We start from the raw sequence: 18,769 nt of genomic DNA on the forward strand, positions 1-18,769 counted from the left end.
CATCCGCATATCTCACACACCACGGAATACAGCCAACGCCCCAGGTCGATCAGGGACTTCGAAAGAGATCACCCTAACGAGCCGAAGTCAGTATGCCGGAACGCCCTTTGACACCAGCCTTGGTGGACTTCTCGTACAACTTGGACTTGGCCAAGCGATCCGTCCCTTGGACGTGCTGGTAGCGCGCTTCTTCGGGGCGGGCTTCTTGCCGGGTGCTGCGTGAGTTGTGCTGGCCTTCTCGCCCGTGTTCTTGGTGGATCGGGCCCGCTGGTAACGGGGGCCGGTGGAGGGTTGCGCTGTACAAGGTACGGGCAGTTGCTGTGCGTCACGAGGGCTCAGCCCCGGGTCCTCTCGGAGCTGGGAGCTGCGTCAGAGGATGTCCCGACTGTGACCGAGGTAGCTCACTTGCAAGCACCGATGCGAGGCAGTCGTTACTCATTGTGATCTCGCGGCAAGCTCGGGTGGGTTTGCGGCGGGCCGCGGTAATGGGCTTCACCGCAACCTAGAGATTTACTTGATCTTGACTATGTTACCTAAACGTATTGATCGTCACATCCGCTTTTTGATCTTGGTCCATAAATGCCCTTTTCCCAACTGTTGACCTCACCTTTACCCGCAGGTCTTAGTTGCCGGAGACGACTGTGAGAGCACTGTGGGTGGGATGTGGTGAAAATGTGGACCCGGTTGCGGGGTGGGGGCAGGGCCGTGGGGGCGTTGCTGAGCGTGACATTGGCTGTGGGGGCGGTTCCGGTCTTGGGCGGTGAGGCTGCGGCCGCGACACCGGCCGCGCCGCGGAGTACGGAAGGCGCTCCCACAGCCAAGGGTGTGTCGGAGGCGGACGCGTTGGCGGAGGCCAAGCGCACGGGGAAGCCGGTGGAAATCTCTGGGCAGCGCGGGGAGAGCCGCGAGGTGTTCGCCACGCCGGATGGCCACTTGGAGGCGCGTGAGTATCTGCGTCCGGTCTGGGCCCGTGGCCAGGGCGGCTGGAAGCGCGTGGACACCGATCTGGTGGCGACGAATGAGGGAACGGTCGCGCCCAAAGCTGCGACGGTGGACGTGGAGTTCTCCGGGGGCGGCGGGAGCGCACCTTTGGTACGTATGCGGCGTGCCGGGCGTGAGCTGAGTCTGATGTGGCCGACCGACCTGCCGAAGCCGCGGCTGGAAGGAGCGGTGGCTACGTACCCGTCGGTGCTGCCGGATGTTGATCTGCGGATGACCGCGCAGGAGGACGGATTCACCCAGCTGTTGGTGGTGAAGACGGCCGAGGCCGCTGCCAATGAGGAGTTGGCCAAGCTGCGGTTGACGCTCTCGGCGTCGGGGCTGGACGTGCGCGAGACCAACCAGGGCGGGCTGGAAGCCGTCGACAAGGGCGCGGCCGGCGCGGTGTTCGAGGCGCCGCAGCCGATGATGTGGGACTCCAGCACGGGCGAGCAGCCCGTCGCCGTCCGATCCGGCGCGCAGGCCGCGGCGGAATCGGAGCAGGCGGATGGAGGCAGAGAGCCGGGCGCGGCGGAGTCAGGCAAGCTTGCGCCAGTGGGCGTTGAGGTGACGGCTGGTCAGGGCGAGCTGGTGCTGACGCCGGACGCCGACGTGCTCAGGGGCGCCGACACCACCTATCCCGTCTACATCGACCCGCAGTGGTCCACACCGAAGGCGTCGGCGTGGACTATGGCGTCGAAGTACTGGGCGTCGTCCCCGCAGTGGAAGTTCAACGGTGCCTCGGACGCCGGTCTGGGCTACTGCAACTGGTCCTACTGCGCCCCGAACGACACCAAGCGCCTCTTCTACCGGATTCCGACTTCTGCGTTCGCGGGGAAGTCGATCCTGGCGGCGGAGTTCGTGGTCAACAACACCTGGTCGGCGTCCTGCAGCGCGCGCAGCGTGCAGTTGTGGCAGACCAAGGACATCTCTTCCTCGACCACATGGAACAGTCAGAACGCCTCGGGCTTCTGGATCAGGCAGTTGGCGTCGAAGTCGTTCGCCTACGGCTACACGGGCTGTGCGGCCAAGGACGCCGAGTTCGACGTGAAGTCGGCGGTGCAGACGGCTGCGAACAACAAGAGCGCGACGATGACGTTCGGGTTGCGGGCGGCCAGTGAGACCGACGGCTACGCGTGGAAGCGGTTCTCGAACGAGGCGCATCTGCGGGTGCGGTACAACCGGCCGCCGCCGCAGGTGAAGATGTCGCAGCTGACGATGGAGTACGGCGGTACCTGCAGGAGGCCTGCCGATGCCGCGCACGTGCGCACGCTCGGCAAGATCTACGCGAACAACATCACCGACCCGGACGGCGACAACGTCGCGGTGCAGTTCGAGGCGAAGTGGGACACCGGGGACGGCAAGGGGCTGATTGCACGGTGGAAGCCTGCCTTGACCTCGTTCAAGAAGTCCGGGTCCAGCTTCTCGATCAGCCTGCCGTCCAATGTGCCGCAGAACAAGCAGATCAACTGGTACGTACGCAGCTACGACGGGGCACAGTACTCGCCGTGGTCGCATGCGGGCGATCCGACGGCCTGCTACTTCTCCTACGACACCAGCGTCCCCAAGGCGCCGTCGATCACCTCGGGCGAGTACCCGGCCTCGAACCCGGAGGACCCCGAGGACCCGTGGTATGACGGGCTGGGCAAGTACGGCACCTTCGAGCTCAAGGCCGCCGACACCGATGTGACCAAGTACTGGTACGGCATCAACGGCGACCCCACCTCGAAGAACGCGATCACCACGTCCGCGGGTGCCGCGAAGATCATCCGGATGCTGCCGGCCAGGCCGGGCCTGAACTTCGTCACCGCACAGGCCCTCGACCAGGCCGGGAACGCCGGTGAGGTCCGCACGTACCAGTTCAGGGTCAAGGCAGGACAGCCGGAGCGGGCCATGTGGCAGATGGACGAGGCCGCGGGGGCGAGCCAGGCCGTGGGTTCGGCGCCGGAACGTACGCTCGAGCTGCGCGGCGGCGCCACACCCGGCGTGCCCGGGGCCAGGGGTACGGCGGTGTCGTTCGACGGGGTGCACGGCTACGCGGTCAGTGACATCCCCACCGTGGACACCTCGAACGGGTTCTCCGTCTCCGCGTGGGCGAAGCTGTCGACGGTGCCGGACCATGCGGCCATCATCGCCGCCCAGCCCGGCAATTACGCCCCGGGCTTCGAGCTGTACTACTCCAAGGGGTACGACCGCTGGGTGTTCAACCAGTACAAGGCCGACGCCACCGGAGCGGGTATCGCGCGGGCCATGGCGCCTTCGCCGGGCGGTGTCCAGGCCGGGCAGTGGACACATCTGGTGGGCACTTTCAGCGCGGCCAGCGAGGAGTTGAAGCTCTACGTCAACGGTGCACTGGTCGGCACCACGCCCTACAGCACACCCTGGGACGCTCGCCGGGGTCTTCAGATCGGTGCCGGCTTCTATGACGGCGGCAGGCTGGACTCCTTCTTCCCCGGGGCGATCGACGACGTGCAGATCTTCGACGACGCGCTGTCGATCGGTGAGGTGACACGCCTGTACAGCAAGGAGCCGATCACCTCGGGCCGTCCGGCACGGGCGGTGTTCTCGATGGACGAGCCTGCCGACGCGACGCAGCTGGCCGGGAAGGCGGAGGTGCCGGCGGCCACGTTCGTCGGCGGCGTCACCTCCGGGCAGGCGGGTGTCGCGGGCAAGGCGCTGACGCTGAACGGCGTCGATGGTTACGCCACCACCGACCGGCCGCTGCTCGACAACCGACGCAGCTTCGCCGTTTCGGCGTGGGCCAAACTGCCGAAGACCAAGCCGGACCACGCGGCGATCGTCGTCGCGCAGACCAGCACGCACAAGCCGGGGATGGAGCTGTACTACTCCTCTGCCTACGACAGGTGGGTGGTCAACCAGTACGCGGCGGACACGGCGGACGCCAAACCGGTCCGGGCCATGCAACCCGCGGGGCAGACAGCCTACGGAGATACGTGGACGCATCTGGTCGGTGTGTACGACGCGGTCGTCGGCAAGCTGATCCTGTACGTCAACGGGGTGAAGGCGGGCGAGACGGCTCTGCAGGCCAACTGGACCGCGAACGGCCCAGTGCAGATCGGTGCCGGCTTCTACGACGGCGAGCCCGACTCGTTCTTCCCCGGCCAGATCGACGACGTGCGCCTGTTCGACCGACCGGTGTCCGGCGACGAGGTCCAGCAGATGTTCCGGCAGCGCCCGATCGTGAAGGGGCGCTGGACGTTCGAGACGGCATCGGGATCTCCGCTGGTGACGCCGGACGCGTCCGCGTCGGGGAACGGGATGACGTTGCACGGCGGTGCGCAGCTCGACTCCGGCTGGGTCGACGGCGGCGTGAGCCTGGACGGCGTCAGCGGCTACGGGGTGACGTCCGCGGTGCCCGTGGACACCGGTACCAGCTTCACCGTCGCCGCCTGGGCTCAGGCGGCGGCCGTACCGGACAAGGGCGTTGCCCTGCTCAGCATGCCGGGGACGGCACAGGACGCCTTCGCGGTGCGGTACGAGCCGAGTGCCGATCCGGACCGGGATCCGGGTCGATGGCGCATCGCCGTGGCGTCGGCCGACAGCAACGGCGCCACGGTGGCCCAGGTCGACAACGGCCAGTTCTTCAGCCCGGCCGACTGGACCCACCTGGCCCTGGTCTACGACGGCTTCACCAAGCAACTGTCGTTGTACGTGAACGGTGAGCTGGAAGAGGTCGCGTGCACGGACGCGGACGATGCGGCCTGCACGGACAGCTTCTCGTGGGCGGATGACGTGCTCTCGTTCAAGTCGGCTCAGCCAATGCAACTCGGCCGGGCGAAGACAGGGGCGAGTACCTGGGGCGAGTACTGGCCTGGAGCCATCTCGGACATATGGGCCTTCCAGGGCGTGCTCACCGGAGCCCAGGTCGCCCAACTCGCTTACGGACTGCCGGGCATGGCGACGGACGTGCCCGCCGGCGACTGACCTGACCGTGGGCTCCGGCCAGGGACCCCACGACGTCTCGTCTCGAAGCACAACTTCCGCTCCCACCCTGCGTTCCACGCGCAGGGTGGGGCCTGCAGTGAAGGACGAAGGACAGGATGAACAGTAGATCGAGCACACGGTTTCGGACACTGCGGCGAAGAGTCGCGCTGGTCTCGGCCGCAGTCATGGTCGGCACACTCTTGCAAGGGATGGCACAGCCCGCTGTCGCGGCGGATGACGGGAAGGGGCTCTCTGCCCTTCCCCAGTCTGAGAAGCCCGTATCTGTCTCGGTGGTCGAGACCAAGCCACGCACGCTGATGAAGGGTCCGCGTATTCCGCAGACGCCTCCGGACGCGGCTTGGCCGAAGGCGGCCACGGCGGTCATGGAGCTGCCGGCTTCCGCTGCGGAAGAAACCGCCGCCATGGCTGTCCGGGCCAAGGGGCTGCCGCTGACGCTGGACACGCGGGGTATCACCGGCACGGAGTCGGCGAGCGGTGCTGTCGAGGCACGTGTCCTTGGCCGTGAGGTGGCGAAGAAGGCAGACGTCGATGGGCTGCTGTTCACGCTGCGTTCAAAGGCCGACAGCAAGGACGGACTGACCGGTCGGGTCGGCCGGGTGCGGGCCAAGCTGGACTACTCTGGTTTCGCGGAGAACTACGGCGGTGGCTATGCCTCTCGGCTGAGTCTGGTGGAGCTGCCCGCGTGCGTGCTGACCACCCCGGACGAGGCCCGGTGCCGCACCAGCAAGCCGGTTGCGGCGGTCAACGACAGCGAGAAGCAGACTCTCACCGCATCCAGCGTGCCCCTCAGCGCCGGCCCCCCTACGGTGCTGGCCACCGTGGCGGAGACGAGCAGCGAGAACGGGGACTACAAGGCGACCTCGCTCTCTCCCTCAGCGACCTGGGACACGAACCTGAACACGGGTGACTTCGCCTGGTCGTACGACATGCCGGTACCGGACGTCCCCGGCAGCCTGACCCCGAACGTCGGGCTGTCGTACTCCTCAGGTTCCATCGACGGCCGGACCGGCAGCACCAACAACCAGGCGTCGTGGGTGGGTGACGGGTTCGACTTCTGGCCAGGGTTCATCGAGCGCCGTTACAAGTCGTGTGCCGAGGACGGTGTGAAGAACGCGGACGGCAGCAAGCCCGGTGACCTGTGCTGGGCATACGACAATGCGTTCCTGACGTTCAACGGCAAGGGCGGTGAGTTGGTTCCCAACGGGACCAACTCGTGGAAGCTGAAGGACGACGACGGCACCAAGATCGACCGGCTGACCTCCACTGCCCGTGGCAACGGTGACAACGACGGCGAGTACTGGCGGCTGACCGACCCGGCCGGCACCCAGTACTACTTCGGCTACAACCGGCTGCCGGGCTGGGCGGACGGCAAGCCAGCCACGAACTCCACCTGGACCGTGCCGGTCTTCGGCAACGACGCCGGTGAGCCCTGCCACGCCTCCGCATTCGCCGACTCCTGGTGCCAGCAGGCCTGGCGGTGGAACCTGGACTACGCCGTCGATGTACACGGCAACGCCATCGCGTACTACTACAACCAGGAGACCAACTCCTACGGCCGCAATCTGAAGGCCAAGGACAACACCCGTTACGTGCGCGGCGGCACCCTGGACCGGATCGAGTACGGCCTGAAGTCCTCCTCCATGTACGGCACGAAGGCGCTTGCCAAGGTCGACTTCACTGACGCCGAGCGCTGCCTGCCCGACTCCTCCACCACCTGCACCGACATCGGCAAGGACGCCGCCTACTGGTACGACACGCCCTGGGACCTGAACTGCGACGCGGGCAAGGACTGCGACAAGGGCCGCCTCTCCCCCGTTTTCTTCACCCGAAAGCGGCTCAGCGAAGTGACCACCCAGGTCTGGAACGGCAGCACTTACCAGAACGTCGACTCCTGGAAGCTGACCCACCGCTGGGGCATGGCCGACATCGACTACCAGCTGCTGCTCGACTCGGTCCAGCGCACGGGCCGCACCGTAGCCCCTGCCATCACCCTGCCGAAGACGACCTTCGCCTACACCCAGTTGGCCAACCGCCTCGACAGGACCGGTGACGGCTACCCGCCGTTCATCAAGGCCCGGCTGTCCACGGTCGCGGACGAATCCGGCGGCCAGATCGACGTCAACTACTCCGAACCCGCCTGCGACTTCGCCGCACTGCCGACCCCGCAGACCAACACCACCCGCTGCTTCCCGCAGTACATCGGCGGCAGCACCTCGGACGACCCCGAGCGGCAGTGGTTCAACAAGTACGTGGTCACCTCCGTCACCGCCACCGACCGGACCGGCGGGGCACCGGATGAAGTCACCACCTACCAGTACCTGGGCGGGGCGGCCTGGCACTACGACGATGACAACGGCCTGACCAAGGAGAAGTTCAAGACCTGGTCGCAGTGGCGCGGCTACGGCAAGGTCCGGGTGCGGACCGGCGGCCAGGGCGGCGCGTCGGCGATGAAGTCGCAGCAGGACACCTACTTCCTGCGGGGCATGGACGGCGACCGCAAGGACACCAGCGGCGGTACGAAGTCGGTGAGTGTCACCCTGGGCGCCGGTGAGGGCGACCCGATCACCGACCACGAGTCGGCGGCCGGCTTCGCCTACAAAGCCGTCAGCTACTCCGGCCCAGGCGGTAAGATCTTGGTCAAGACGGTCAGTCGGCCCTGGCACCACGAGACGGCAAAGAAGACGCGCAGCTGGGGCACCGTCACCGCTAACTTCGCGGGCACCAAGACCACCACGTCCTGGACCTCTCTGGACAACGGGGCGGGCGCGAAGTGGCGCACCACCGAGACCAGCAACGAGTTCGACACAGTGGCCGGGCGCGTCACCCAGGTCGACGACCGCGGCGACACCAGCACCGCCGCTGATAACACCTGCACTCGCACCACCTATGCCACCAACACCGGCAAGAACATCCTCACCCTCCCGTCCCGCGTCGAGGCGGTGTCGAAGGCCTGCGACGCGACTGTCAGCCGTCCTGCGGACGTGATGTCCGACGTGCGCACCGCCTACGACGGCGGCGCATACGATGCCGCCCCCACGAAGGGGGACGCGACGGCCAGCGCGATGTTGAAGAAGTACAACGGCACCACCGCGGTGTACCTGGAGTCTGGAGCCACCTACGACGCCTACGGCCGGGAGCTGACCAGCACCGACCTGACCGCCGACGTGACCGTCACCGGCGCCGGCGCACTCACCCGCACCGCGCGTGGAGATGGCCGGACCACTACGACCGAGCGTACGCCAGCCGCAGGTTTCGCCACTGAGGTGAAGGTGACCACGCCCCCGGCCACCACGGGCAATGCGGCCACCGCCCAGACCACAACCACCATCCAGGACATACTCCGCGGCCTGCCCCAGAAGCAGACCGACACCAACAACAACGCCACCGACTTCGCCTACGACGCCCTAGGCCGCGCGACCAAGGTGTGGCTGGCCGACCGACTCACCAGCCAGACCCCGACCTACCAGTTCACCTACACCATCACCGACGACCAACCGGTCGCGGTCGGCACCAGGACACTGGACAACAACGGCGCCCAGCGCACCTCCTACACCCTCTACGACGGCTTCCTGCGCACCCGCCAGACCCAGGACCCCGGACCCGACGGCGGACGCCTGCTGGCCGACACCTTCTACGATGAACGCGGCCTGACAGAGAAGGAGTTCGCCACCTACTACGCCGACGGCGCACCCTCCACGACCCTGATCAAGCCGGATGACGATCACGCGCTGGGCGTGGAGACGCAGAACCGCTACACCTACGACGGCCTGGGACGTCAGACCGAGGCCAAGCAGATCGCCGGAAACGGCGACGGCGGCACCGTACTGTCCACCACCAAGACGATCCACGGCGGCGACCGCACCACGGTCATCCCGCCCGTCGGCGGTACCGCTACCACTACACTCACCGACGCCCACGGCCACACCACCGAACTGCGCCAGCACCACACCCGCAGCGCGAGTGCCACGTACGACACCACCGCCTACGCCTACACGCCGCGCGGCGAGCTGGCAAAGCTCACCGACCCGGCAGGCAACACCTGGTCGTACACCTACGACCTGCTGGGTCGGCAGACCAGGACGACGGATCCGGACAAGGGCACTACGCTCAGCGAGTACGACGATCTCAGCCAGCTGACCACTACCAAGGACGCCCGTCCAGGCAGTCCAGCCCTGTGGCACGGTTACGACAACCTCGGCCGCCAGACCGAACTGCGCGAAAGCTCAGCCACCGGCAAACTGCGCGCCACCTGGACCTACGACACCGTCACCAACGCCAAGGGCCACCTGGCCGAGTCCACCCGCTACGACGACGGCAACGCCTACACCACCAAGGTCGTCGCTTACGACCGCCTCTACCGCACGCTGCGCACGTCCGTCACCGTTCCGGCCTCCGAGGGAGCCCTGGCCGGCACCTACCTGTCATCGACCTCCTACAAGGTCTCCGGTCTCGTAGGAGGCATCGGCTACCCGAAGGCCGGATCCTTGGCCGCGACGACGGTGGCCTACACCTACGAGGACGCCACCCAGCGTCTGATCTCCATGGGCAGCAGCCAGGGCGTGAAGGCCGCCACCAGCTATAGCCTGACTGGCAAGCCACTGCAGTACCTGCTGTCCAACAGCGACAGTACGCCGATCGAGGTCAGCAACACCTATGAGTGGGGCACCCGGCGCCTGGCCACCTCCCGCGTGGACCGCGAGGGCATCGCGGGCGTCGACCAGCACAACACCTACCGCTACGACGAGGAAGGCAACGTGCTGTCCGTGTCGGACGTCTCCCGTTCCGGCACCGACACCCAGTGCTTCACCTACGACGGCCTGCGCCGCCTGACCGAGGCCTGGACCCAGAACACGACCACCTGCGCCACCGCGCCCAGCGGCAGTGTGCTGGGGGGCCCGGCCCCGTACTGGCACTCCTACACCTACGACAAGACCGGCAACCGCGCGACGGAAACACTCCACGACACCACCGGAGACGCGACCAAGGACACTATGCGTACCTACGCCTACCCGGGCGCGGGCCAGGCGCAGCCGCACACGCTGACCTCGGTCACCATGACCGGCCCGAGCGGCACAGCGAAGGACACCTACGGCTACGACGAGACGGGCAACACCACCACCCGCACCCGGGCAGGTACCACCCAGACTCTCGTCTGGGACGCCGAAGGCCACCTGGCCAAGGTGACCGAACCGGGCGCGGATGGCAGTGACAAGGTCACGGAGTACCTCTACGACGCCGAGGGCGACCGCTTGATCAGCCGCACCCCGATCGGTACCACCGTCTACCTCGGCGGTACCGAGATCACCCTTGCCAAGGGCTCCAGCACTCCCAAGGCCACCCGCTACTTCGACCTCGGCGGCGGCCACCAGGCCGTCCAGAAGGACGACGGCAGCGTCTCTGTCACCATCGCCGACCACCACGGCACCGCCCAACTCGCCGTCGACACGGCCACCCAACAGCTCGTCCAGCGCCGCACCCTGCCCTTCGGCGGCACCCGCGGCACTGCGCCGGCCGACTGGCCCGGCACCAAGGGCTTCGTCGGCGGCACCGACGACACCGAAACCACCGGCCTGACCCACCTCGGCGCCCGCGAGTACGACCCCACCCTGGGCCGCTTCATCAGCGTCGACCCCCTTCTGGAAACCGACAAGCCACAGACCCTCAACGGCTACGCGTACGCGACCCAGAACCCAGCGACTTTCGCAGACCCGTCCGGCCTCGCCGTCCCCGAGTGCCTCCAAGGACTGATCGAGTGCCGCAGCGGCATCCCAGTCAGCACCAACAAGAAGAAAAACACCGGCACCAGCACGAAGAAGCCCACCACCAGCAGCGCCAAGGGCCAGCCGACCTGCAATGCGGCGTGCCAGTTGAACCTGAGTCTCTGGAGGAATGGAGTTCCCCGCCAGGTTACGACGGTCAACTCGGCTACCATCCTTGAGGCATGGCTGGTGGGAACGGCGCCCCAACACTGGACATTCACAGACCAGGACGCGTTCGGTGCAGAGCTGAAGCGACAGCGCTGGATCAAGCAGGTGAAGAAGATGCTTGCCACCGACCTGAAGGGCATGAAGGTCGGCAATGTGAAGTCGTACGACCGTAAAATGTCGAAGCTGTCCCAGGCACAGAAGTTGACCCAGATTCTTGAAGATGGCATCGCTGTGGGAACATTGGGCACGTACTCCGATGCGACCGACGGTAACTTCGCGAATGCTACCAGCTCAGTACTCGGGTCGTATTATTTGGACGTGGAGGTCAAGTCGATGAACCAGAAGAGCGGGTCGGCCGAGGTAGGCTTCACTGTCACTGACACCGTGAACCGGGAATCCGGGATGCGAAGTCCGACAGGGGGTGGCTATAAAAAGGGTGAGGCCAATCCTGCGCTCAAGTTCATATTCGATGGGCTTTTGCGGGACTTCCCTCAAGGACAGCGGGACGTCGACGTCACTGTCTCTTGGAGTGAGACCATTGAGTTCAGATAAGCTCCGCGCGCGGCTCAGAGCGGCGACCCTTCTCGCACTGGCTCCCGTCATGGCTGCTTGCGCCTGGGAACTAGAAAACATCGAGGGTTCGCGCAACCCATCCGTTTCCGAAGTCACTGGCACCTGGCATGCGGCCGATGGCAGGACAGCTGAATTCGAGAAGAACGGTACTGTGACGCTCACGAACATCACGTGCAATGAGGTAACCCCGAGCTCTACGGAAATTCCGGACGAACCCTTGCGCGGCACATGGAGCGTAAGGTTTCCCCGGATGGGTGGTTCGCGTGTGATTGCGCTGGAATTCCCTGCGGGCGTCTGCGGGAAAGGGGGAATTGGGAGCCTTTTCTATATATATCAGCAGCCCGGCGACCTTATTCTGCACCTGCGTGATCCGGATATGTACAAAAAGGATCTGGACTTCACTAAAGCAAGCCCGTAACACGGCCGCTTCAACCTGGATCCACCGATCGGTGACTGAGAAGTCGACACCTTTTCGATCTTGAACGGTTGCGGTCGAACGCGGATCCCCGGTTGGGCGATCCTGTCCCTGTCAGGGTATGAAGACGGGGCCTCCTGAATAGCTCGTGGGTACCGAATCCATAGAGCAACAGGAGGCCCCGATGCCGGGGCCTTCCGTGTTGATGGCCGGGCAGCCCAACTCGGCTGCTCCATCGCGAGATCGCCTCGCGCACGAGTAACCTCGATTCTTCAGCGGTTGTGATAGCTGGTGACGGCCTTGCTTGCTGCAAGTAGTGAACCGCCCCGGGTTCGGTAGAGATCCTCAGATTGTGGTTGTGACCTGGGGTTTTGTCAGTTCCGTGTAGTAGTTGGTCTCGTACTCGACGGGTGGGACGTGGCCTGTCTCACCGTGCAGGCGTCGGTGGCAGTACCAGTCGGCCCACTCGGCGGTGGCCAGTTCGACCTGGGAGAGGGTCTTCCAAGGCCGCTGCGGCTTGATCAACTCGGTTTTGAACAGGCCGATCGTGCTCTCCATCAGGGCGTTGTCGTATGCATCGCCGACGGAGCCGATCGAGGCCGCGATGCCGGCCGCGTCCAGGTGCTCGGCCAGCCGGAAACTGGTGTACTGGCGCGGTTGCACCTGCGCAGTGGATCGTCCCTGGCAGACCTCGCACGGGAGATCAACCCCGTCGTGCGGGGATGGATCAACTACTACGGCCGGTTCTATCCGTCCGCGTTGGTCCCGAGCCTGAAGGGCATCGATCACTATCTGATGCGATGGGCCATGCAGAAGTACAAGCGGCTCCGGCGACGCCGAAGCCGGGCATGGCAGGGCCTGGAGAAGACAGCCAGGCTCTACCCGGGGCTCTTCGCCCACTGGAAACTGCTCCGACCTCGAACGACCGGATGATGGGAGCCGTGTGAATCGAGAGGTTCACGCACGGTTCTGAGAGAGCCGGGAGGTGAGATCCCTCCCGGCTACTCGCTAGGGCGTTCTGCCTGGTCGTGGGTGGGGTTAGCGGGTTCGGGTGGGGCAGTGGTGGGTTTCGGCGAGGTGGTCGAGACGGATGGCCTCAAGGGACGCCTTGGTGATGCGTTCGGTGCCGTCGTGGATGGCGGTGATAGCGGCTTGGCGGATGAGGCGGGTGAGGGATCCGATGCGGCCGGCGGTGCGTTGGTGGAGGTAGGGGGCGTGGGCCGGGAGGGCGCCGGGTTTGTGGTGGTGGAGGTCGAGGGCGTTCTCGATGTCGGTGATGACGTCGCGGAATGGTTGGCGTTGGCCGTGGCGGGCGGGTAGGGGGCCGCAGCCAACGAGGGTGGCGCGTCCGGCGAGCTGGGCGCCGCGGACTCCGGTGAAGAGGGGTGTGTCGGTGACGTTGATGCCGGCGTACACGAACGTGGCGGGGAGGCGTTCGGTGAGGTCTTTGATCAGGTCGGCGGTTTGGGCGCCGGTGGTGGTGCGGGGGTTGAGGCGGTGGATCTCGTCGATGAGGACGAGTTGGACGCCGGCGGCGGTGTAGGTGTGGCAGACGGCGTCGGTGATCTGAGTCTGGGTCATGCGGGCAGCGACGGGGATGCCGAGGTAGCGGGCGAATTCGGTGATGAGGGTTTTCGCGGTGGCGCCGGGCGGGACCAGGACGTACGCGACGGGTGCCGCAGTGTGCGCTGATCCGGGCGGTGCGGGGTCTTTGCGGATGTGGGCGAGGTGGCAGGCGCGGCCGACGTGGAGGAGGGCGGTGGTTTTCCCGGCTGCGGCGGGTCCTGTGACGATCAGGGAGGGCCGTGCGGTGGTCTGCTGGTGGCGGCCGAGAATCATCAGGGTGCGGACCTGGGTGGCGAGGGTGCTGATTGCCGGGGTGCGGATGGTGACGAACGCGGAGTGATAGGCGAGGCGTTCTTCCGTGCTGCGGGGCGGGTCGCCTGGCTGAGGCGGGGTGACGGGGTGGGTGGTGGCGAAGCGCTGCCAGCCTTGCCAGGTGGTCAGCGGCCAGGACGGCTCGGCCGCACCACTGTCGCTGGTGTCGGGTGGTGTGCTGCTCGCGCTCTGCGGGCTCGGGTTCACCATTTGTCGGCTTCCTCGTGCGCGTCGTAGAGCCCGAATCCGGTGGCCGGGACGGGGCTGAAGTCGTCGTCGGGCACGTCGTCGAGGTCGTCGATGCTGTCGTCCTCGTCGCGCTGCGCCAGACCGTCGGCGGGTGTTTCGGTGTCGTGTTCTGGATGGCGGGCTGTGGGGAGCGGGATGTGAGCGGTGCGGGCCATGAGGGCTTGTTCGGCTGTGGTGGCGTGGCCGGTGTGGACGCGGCGCATGAGCTGGTCGAGGGCGTCAGCGAGATCGGCTTCCTCTTGCTCGGCGTCGCCGTGGTTGCTGTGCAGCGTGAGGGTTCTGATGTGCTGCCAGGTGTGGTCGTTGAACGGCTGGTGGACGTGATCGCGGTGGATCCACGGGATCTCGGTCAGCTCGCCGTCGGGTAGACGCACCCAGATCTGGCGGACGTCGTGGGGGTTGTAGTGGATCTCCCATTTCCCGCCCCGGCCGGCGACGGGGGAGGGCTGGCCGCGGTAGGGGGCGAGGAGGTCCGCGTCGTAGGTGCGGTGGTGGATGCGGATGCCGGAGGCGGTGACGGCCTGCCAGCGCACAGGCAGCAGTTCGAGGTAGTCGCGGCCGGTCAGCGGGACAGGCACGTGTCCGGCGGCGGCGACGAGGGCGGCCCACATCTGGTTCGGGGTGAGCGCTTTGCGGGGCATCATCGGGTGGCGCAGGCCTTCGTGGGGCCGGTGGTGGTAGTGCACCAGCCACTCATCAAGCAGGTCTTGGAGCTGGGGGACGCTGTAGCAGGCGTCCTTCTCGATGTCGGGGCCGCGGCGGGTGACATCAGAGCCGGTGTAGCCGGGCAGGTGCTGACAGAACAGGGCGTTGATGGTGCCGAAGGTCCGCTCGACGATGCCTTTGGCGGTGGGGGCGTGGGGCGGGGCGGGCTGGACGCTGATGCCGAGATGCTCGCAGGCGGCGGTGAACGCGGCGGAGACGAAGACCTTGCCCCGGTCGACGACGATCGTCTCGGGCAGGACGACCGGCCGGGCCGCCGCGCCGGCCAGGCGCTCGTCCAGCGCGGCCAGCCGCCGGTGGGGGAGTGCGGGAGCGTGGTCCATGCGCAGGATGTCGGGCCAGGTCGGCCGGGCGGGGTGCGGGACGGCCATCTCCGCCAGCAGCAAGGCCGCATCCACGGCCTTGGTCGCGCTCGGGCACAGCACGGCGGCGAGGATGGCGCGGGTGGCGACGTCGACGGCGATGGTCAGTTCGGGCCGCGCGAGACGCCCGTCGTCGAAGAGGGCCAGGACGTCCAGGCGGGTGGTGTCGACCTGGACCTGTTCACCGGGCCGCAGCGCCGTGGCGGGGGTGAAGGCCCGCCCGTCGACGCTCGCCGGCACCTGCCGGACGGGCTTGGTGGGCAGTTCGCCGGGCCGGGCCAGGGCGGTGACGAGCCGGTACAGCGTGGCTTGTGACGGCGCGGGCACCGTACCGGGGCCGTGCCGGTCCTCAAGGATCTGGTTGATGAGCGGGAACAGGCCGTTGATGGTGCCCCGGGAGCGGCCGCGGCGGCGCAGCGCCTCGCGGACGGCGGCGACGACCCGCTCGTCGGCCCGCCCGGTAGGGCTGGAGGCGCGGGTGGTGCGGTGGTCGAGCAGCCCCCACAGGCCTTGCTTGCGGTAGGCGAGCCGCATGCGCTGCACCGTGGTGCGCGACATCCGGCCGAAGCCGAGCGCGGTCAGTTCCTCGGCCTTGGCCTGCTCCCGCTCGGCCAGCGTGTGCCGCTCGGCGTCGTACTGCTCGCGCACTGCCCCGTCGCTGCCGGGCCCGCCGGGCAGCCCGCATTCGACTTCCCTTACGTGCCGCTGCCAGGCCAGCGCTTTCTCACGCGCGGCGGCGGGGGCGGTCTCGAACAGCCCCCACTGCGGGGCCGCCTGGGGCGAGTCGGCCCCGATGACGGTGAAGCCGGGGTCGGCGAACAGGTGCCCGGTGAGCACGGCCTCGCCGCCGCCGTCCGGGCCGACGAGGTGGATGTCCTGTCCCGACAGGGCGACCACCTGCCACTTCATGCCACGGAAGCGGACGTGAGCACCGACCTTCACGGCCGGCCGGGCATTGCGCCGCGCGGTCACCCGGCATCTCCCGTCTCGGGGTTGCTCCAGCCCTGCGGGCCGACGGGGACGCGTTCGTGCAGCGGCGTGTCCAGGCAGGCCGTCAGCTGTCCGTGCCACAGGGAGTGGAAGACGCAGGGGAGGACCTCGATCGGGTCGCCGACCGCTCCGGTGCCCTCGATCAGCGGCCGCGGCCGCGCGAACGCCTCCAGGACGGACGCCGTCAGGCCGGGCCGGCCGGCGTTGCGGGGGTGGCGGTAGCCGGCCAGCCATTTCAGGTTGGCGGCCAGGCGGGAGCGGTGGGAGGCGCTGGTAGGTCCAGCCGATGTGCGCGCACGCTTCCGCTACGGCTTGGGCGGCGCCCCGGGCGCGTTCGTCGCCGGCGTCGGGGTAGCTGGGGCAGTCGGCGAGCAGCGCGGTGCCGTCTGCACGCCGGGTGAAGAGCTGCGGCACCCAGGAACGCACCTGCCCGCGCAGATCACGCCACAGCAGCCGCACCGGCCGCCCCGCCAGGCCCGTCACGTCCGGGTCGCGGTCCAGGACCATCAGCTGGACGCGCATCGCGTTCGACCCCGCGGCCACGTGCCGCCCGGTGGTCGCCGACCACCACAGGCCCGGCCCCCAGCGGCGCCCCGGGACCACCGGGAACGCCGACACCGGCGGCAAGTCCTCGAACGCCACGGTCATGGCGGCATCCGCCCACCGCTGCTGCACCGCCTGCCCCACCGGGTCGAGGAACACCGCCTCGAACCCGCCGCCCTGGTCCACGGCCGCTCGCCCTGCCCGGCTCCGGTGCCGGGCCGCTTCTGTGCTGGTCATCGCGCCAGCCAAGCCGCTCCCGCCGAAAGCATCGCCGTTTTCAGTGTTTCTGCCACGAACGAGTGCCGTATCGGCTAACAGCCGACCCGCCCCTCGGCACAGTGCTCTCAGCCGCCGCTCTCCTGCCTGCCCGCCGTCAGCATCTGGCTGAGCGTTTCAACGGGCATGTCCACCTACCGGGCCACCTCCTCAAGCGGCACCCCGCCGTTCACCGCCGCCACTGCCGTCCGTTTCCAGGCCGCCTCGACCAGACCGGCACTGTGACCGAGACCGCGCAGCAGCCGCCGGGCGACGTCGGCGGTCGGCCCGCTCTGCACCCCGCGCAGCTGCAGCAACTGCTCCTCGACGCTGTCGATAGCGCTGGTGATCAGCATCCGCTGCTCGGCGGGTACCGCAGCCCGCCACATCGTCCCCGAACCGGGTGCCTTCTTCTCCTTGCCCAGCACCCGCAGCTGGCCGGCCATGGTCGCAGCCTGGTGTTCCTGGCGCAGCCACCACGGGTCGTTGTCGTACCCGGGCGGCCCGCCGGCGCCGCGGCGAAGGCGGATCACGCTGCCCATCCACGCGATGAGCGGCCCGCCGTGGTCTGTCGCGGCCAGCGGCCCCAGCCATCCCCGCCCCAGTCGCTCACCGAGCCGGCGGCAGAACACCCCGTCGGCGGGCAGCGCCCGCGGCCGCCCGGCACCACTGTCCACCCACACCAGCTCGGCCATGGCCTGGTCCAGCAGCGCGTCGGCCACCGCCACCACCTCCGGGAAGACAACCGCGTCCCGCCCCACAATCCGCCACCACTCCAGATCACCCCCGGCATCCCCGCCCGCAACCTGATACAAGCGCCGCGGCCAGATCGTCTCCCGCTCCCACTGCAGGGCCTGCTCCCACCACCGGGCCACCACCGCCCGCGCCAGCGCGAACACCCGCTCCGGCTCCGTACCAGCCCGCACCGCCCGCCGCGACACCGAGACCCACCGCTGCTGCGCCGCCACCACCTCCGGCAGGCCACGCAGATCGAGATGGTCCAGCGGCTGATTGGCGTCCGCGTCCAGCAGCCACCGCCCATGCCGCACGCACACCCGCTCCCACCGCGGCGCGTACCGCACGACCTGCACGACCGCCCCGGTACGCCGGGCCGTGCACAGGCGGCAGCCGAATGCCGCTGGTCCGGCGACCGCGCCGCCGATCCGCCATGCTGCCGCAGGCCCCCCAGCCTCCCCGCCCGGCAGCTTGGCATCCTCCTGTCCCCAGGACGGCAACGCCCGCGCCAGCACGTCTTCGGTGACGCCGCACAAACTTGCCAGGAGCTGTCGTCCGGCTGCGTTCAGCAGCACCTCGGCGTCGGCCCGCGCGCCCCCGCCGTCGTGCCCAGGCTGGTAGTTGCGCCACTTCCAGCACAACCGCAACACGTTCGCTTCCATCCCGTAGCGGCTCGCGATGCGGCAGATCAGCGACGAAGTCGTCTCCCCCTGTAGGGGAGCGGTTCGCAGTAGGCCGGGGTGATGTGTCACTCCATTACAGTGCCGTGTTGCCGTCTCGCTCGGGCACTTTTGCAGCTGAGAGGGGCGTGCTCGGTGGCCGCTGGTCCTGGTTGCAGTCCCGGCCGGGCGGGCCACGCGGCCGTTGAGTGACGACGATAGGCCGCTTACCCAGCGCTTTCCCCGGCACGTCCAGGCCTGCACGGCCAGAGCCACGGCCCGTGATGCACTCCCGCCCTCGGATGGAGAGGTCCCCTGCATAGTCCCCCCTTGGACAGTGCGCTGTTGCATGGTCGAGTGAACGTGTCAGTGCTCCGAGGTCAGACGACGCGGACTGGTACCCCCCGTTTTGCCAGCAGATGTGTGAGTGGGCGCGTTGGTGGCGTTGGGTGGGTGTCAGCGGGACAGGGTGCTGGATGCCTGGTCATGGGGATAGTTGGGACAGGGCCTGCTGTC

At 67.8% G+C, this 18,769-nt stretch carries 8 protein-coding genes and 1 pseudogene; 4 read left to right on the plus strand and 5 right to left on the minus strand.

Features of this window, described 5'->3' with window-relative positions:
- The first annotated feature begins 672 nt into the window (after nucleotides 1-672).
- The 3 genes from ACIHCL_RS36010 (at nucleotide 673) to ACIHCL_RS36020 (ending at nucleotide 11,862) form a co-directional block, all read left to right on the plus strand.
- A complete protein-coding gene (locus tag ACIHCL_RS36010) occupies nucleotides 673-4,923 on the plus strand; it encodes a LamG-like jellyroll fold domain-containing protein (RefSeq protein ID WP_399868717.1) in 4,251 nt (1,416 codons plus the stop codon).
- Between the two features lie 116 nt (nucleotides 4,924-5,039).
- The gene (locus tag ACIHCL_RS36015) at nucleotides 5,040-11,423 is read left to right on the plus strand and encodes an RHS repeat domain-containing protein (protein WP_399868707.1); all 6,384 of its coding nucleotides are present in this window, start codon (nucleotides 5,040-5,042) and stop codon (nucleotides 11,421-11,423) included.
- Complete coding sequence (locus tag ACIHCL_RS36020) at nucleotides 11,410-11,862, plus strand: hypothetical protein (RefSeq protein ID WP_399868708.1); 453 nt, start codon at nucleotides 11,410-11,412, stop codon at nucleotides 11,860-11,862. The genes ACIHCL_RS36015 and ACIHCL_RS36020 overlap by 14 nt, the downstream gene beginning before the upstream one ends.
- A gap of 342 nt (nucleotides 11,863-12,204) precedes the next feature.
- Here ACIHCL_RS36020 and ACIHCL_RS36025 read toward each other — a convergent pair whose 3' ends face one another.
- On the minus strand, nucleotides 12,205-12,522 hold the full coding sequence (locus ACIHCL_RS36025) for an integrase core domain-containing protein (protein WP_399868710.1): 318 nt from the start codon (nucleotides 12,520-12,522) through the stop codon (nucleotides 12,205-12,207).
- Between ACIHCL_RS36025 and ACIHCL_RS36030 the strand changes: the two genes are divergently transcribed.
- Nucleotides 12,517-12,792: a group II intron maturase-specific domain-containing protein gene (locus ACIHCL_RS36030; RefSeq protein ID WP_399868711.1), complete on the plus strand. Its 276-nt coding sequence runs from the start codon at nucleotides 12,517-12,519 to the stop codon at nucleotides 12,790-12,792. The two genes, ACIHCL_RS36025 and ACIHCL_RS36030, sit on opposite strands and share 6 nt — an antisense overlap.
- A gap of 105 nt (nucleotides 12,793-12,897) precedes the next feature.
- Here ACIHCL_RS36030 and ACIHCL_RS36035 read toward each other — a convergent pair whose 3' ends face one another.
- From ACIHCL_RS36035 to ACIHCL_RS36050, 4 genes and pseudogenes are all read right to left on the minus strand, one after another.
- Nucleotides 12,898-13,947: a TniB family NTP-binding protein gene (locus ACIHCL_RS36035; protein ID WP_399868713.1), complete on the minus strand. Its 1,050-nt coding sequence runs from the start codon at nucleotides 13,945-13,947 to the stop codon at nucleotides 12,898-12,900.
- The gene (locus tag ACIHCL_RS36040; protein ID WP_399868719.1) at nucleotides 13,941-15,980 is read right to left on the minus strand and encodes a Mu transposase C-terminal domain-containing protein; all 2,040 of its coding nucleotides are present in this window, start codon (nucleotides 15,978-15,980) and stop codon (nucleotides 13,941-13,943) included. The genes ACIHCL_RS36035 and ACIHCL_RS36040 overlap by 7 nt, the downstream gene beginning before the upstream one ends.
- Nucleotides 15,981-16,370: 390 nt before the next feature.
- A pseudogene (locus tag ACIHCL_RS36045) lies at nucleotides 16,371-16,841 on the minus strand (TnsA-like heteromeric transposase endonuclease subunit); the annotation flags it as partial.
- Between the two features lie 173 nt (nucleotides 16,842-17,014).
- Nucleotides 17,015-18,256 carry a DNA-binding protein gene (locus ACIHCL_RS36050; protein WP_399868715.1) on the minus strand — a complete coding sequence of 414 codons (1,242 nt, stop codon included), beginning with the start codon at nucleotides 18,254-18,256 and terminating at the stop codon, nucleotides 17,015-17,017.
- Between the last annotated feature and the right edge of the window lie 513 nt (nucleotides 18,257-18,769).

The sequence above is a fragment of the Streptomyces sp. NPDC052042 genome, from assembly GCF_044548345.1.
Taxonomy (GTDB): Bacteria; Actinomycetota; Actinomycetes; order Streptomycetales; family Streptomycetaceae; genus Streptomyces.

Excerpts from the sequence above, each read along its gene's own strand:
- ACIHCL_RS36050 (WP_399868715.1), bottom strand. The coding sequence starts at position 18,256 with ATGGAAGCGAACGTGTTGCGGTTGTGCTGGAAGTGGCGCAACTACCAG.
- ACIHCL_RS36015 (WP_399868707.1), top strand. The coding sequence starts at position 5,040 with ATGAACAGTAGATCGAGCACACGGTTTCGGACACTGCGGCGAAGAGTC.
- ACIHCL_RS36035 (WP_399868713.1), bottom strand. The coding sequence starts at position 13,947 with ATGGTGAACCCGAGCCCGCAGAGCGCGAGCAGCACACCACCCGACACC.
- ACIHCL_RS36010 (WP_399868717.1), top strand. The coding sequence starts at position 673 with ATGTGGACCCGGTTGCGGGGTGGGGGCAGGGCCGTGGGGGCGTTGCTG.
- ACIHCL_RS36040 (WP_399868719.1), bottom strand. The coding sequence starts at position 15,980 with ATGAAGTGGCAGGTGGTCGCCCTGTCGGGACAGGACATCCACCTCGTC.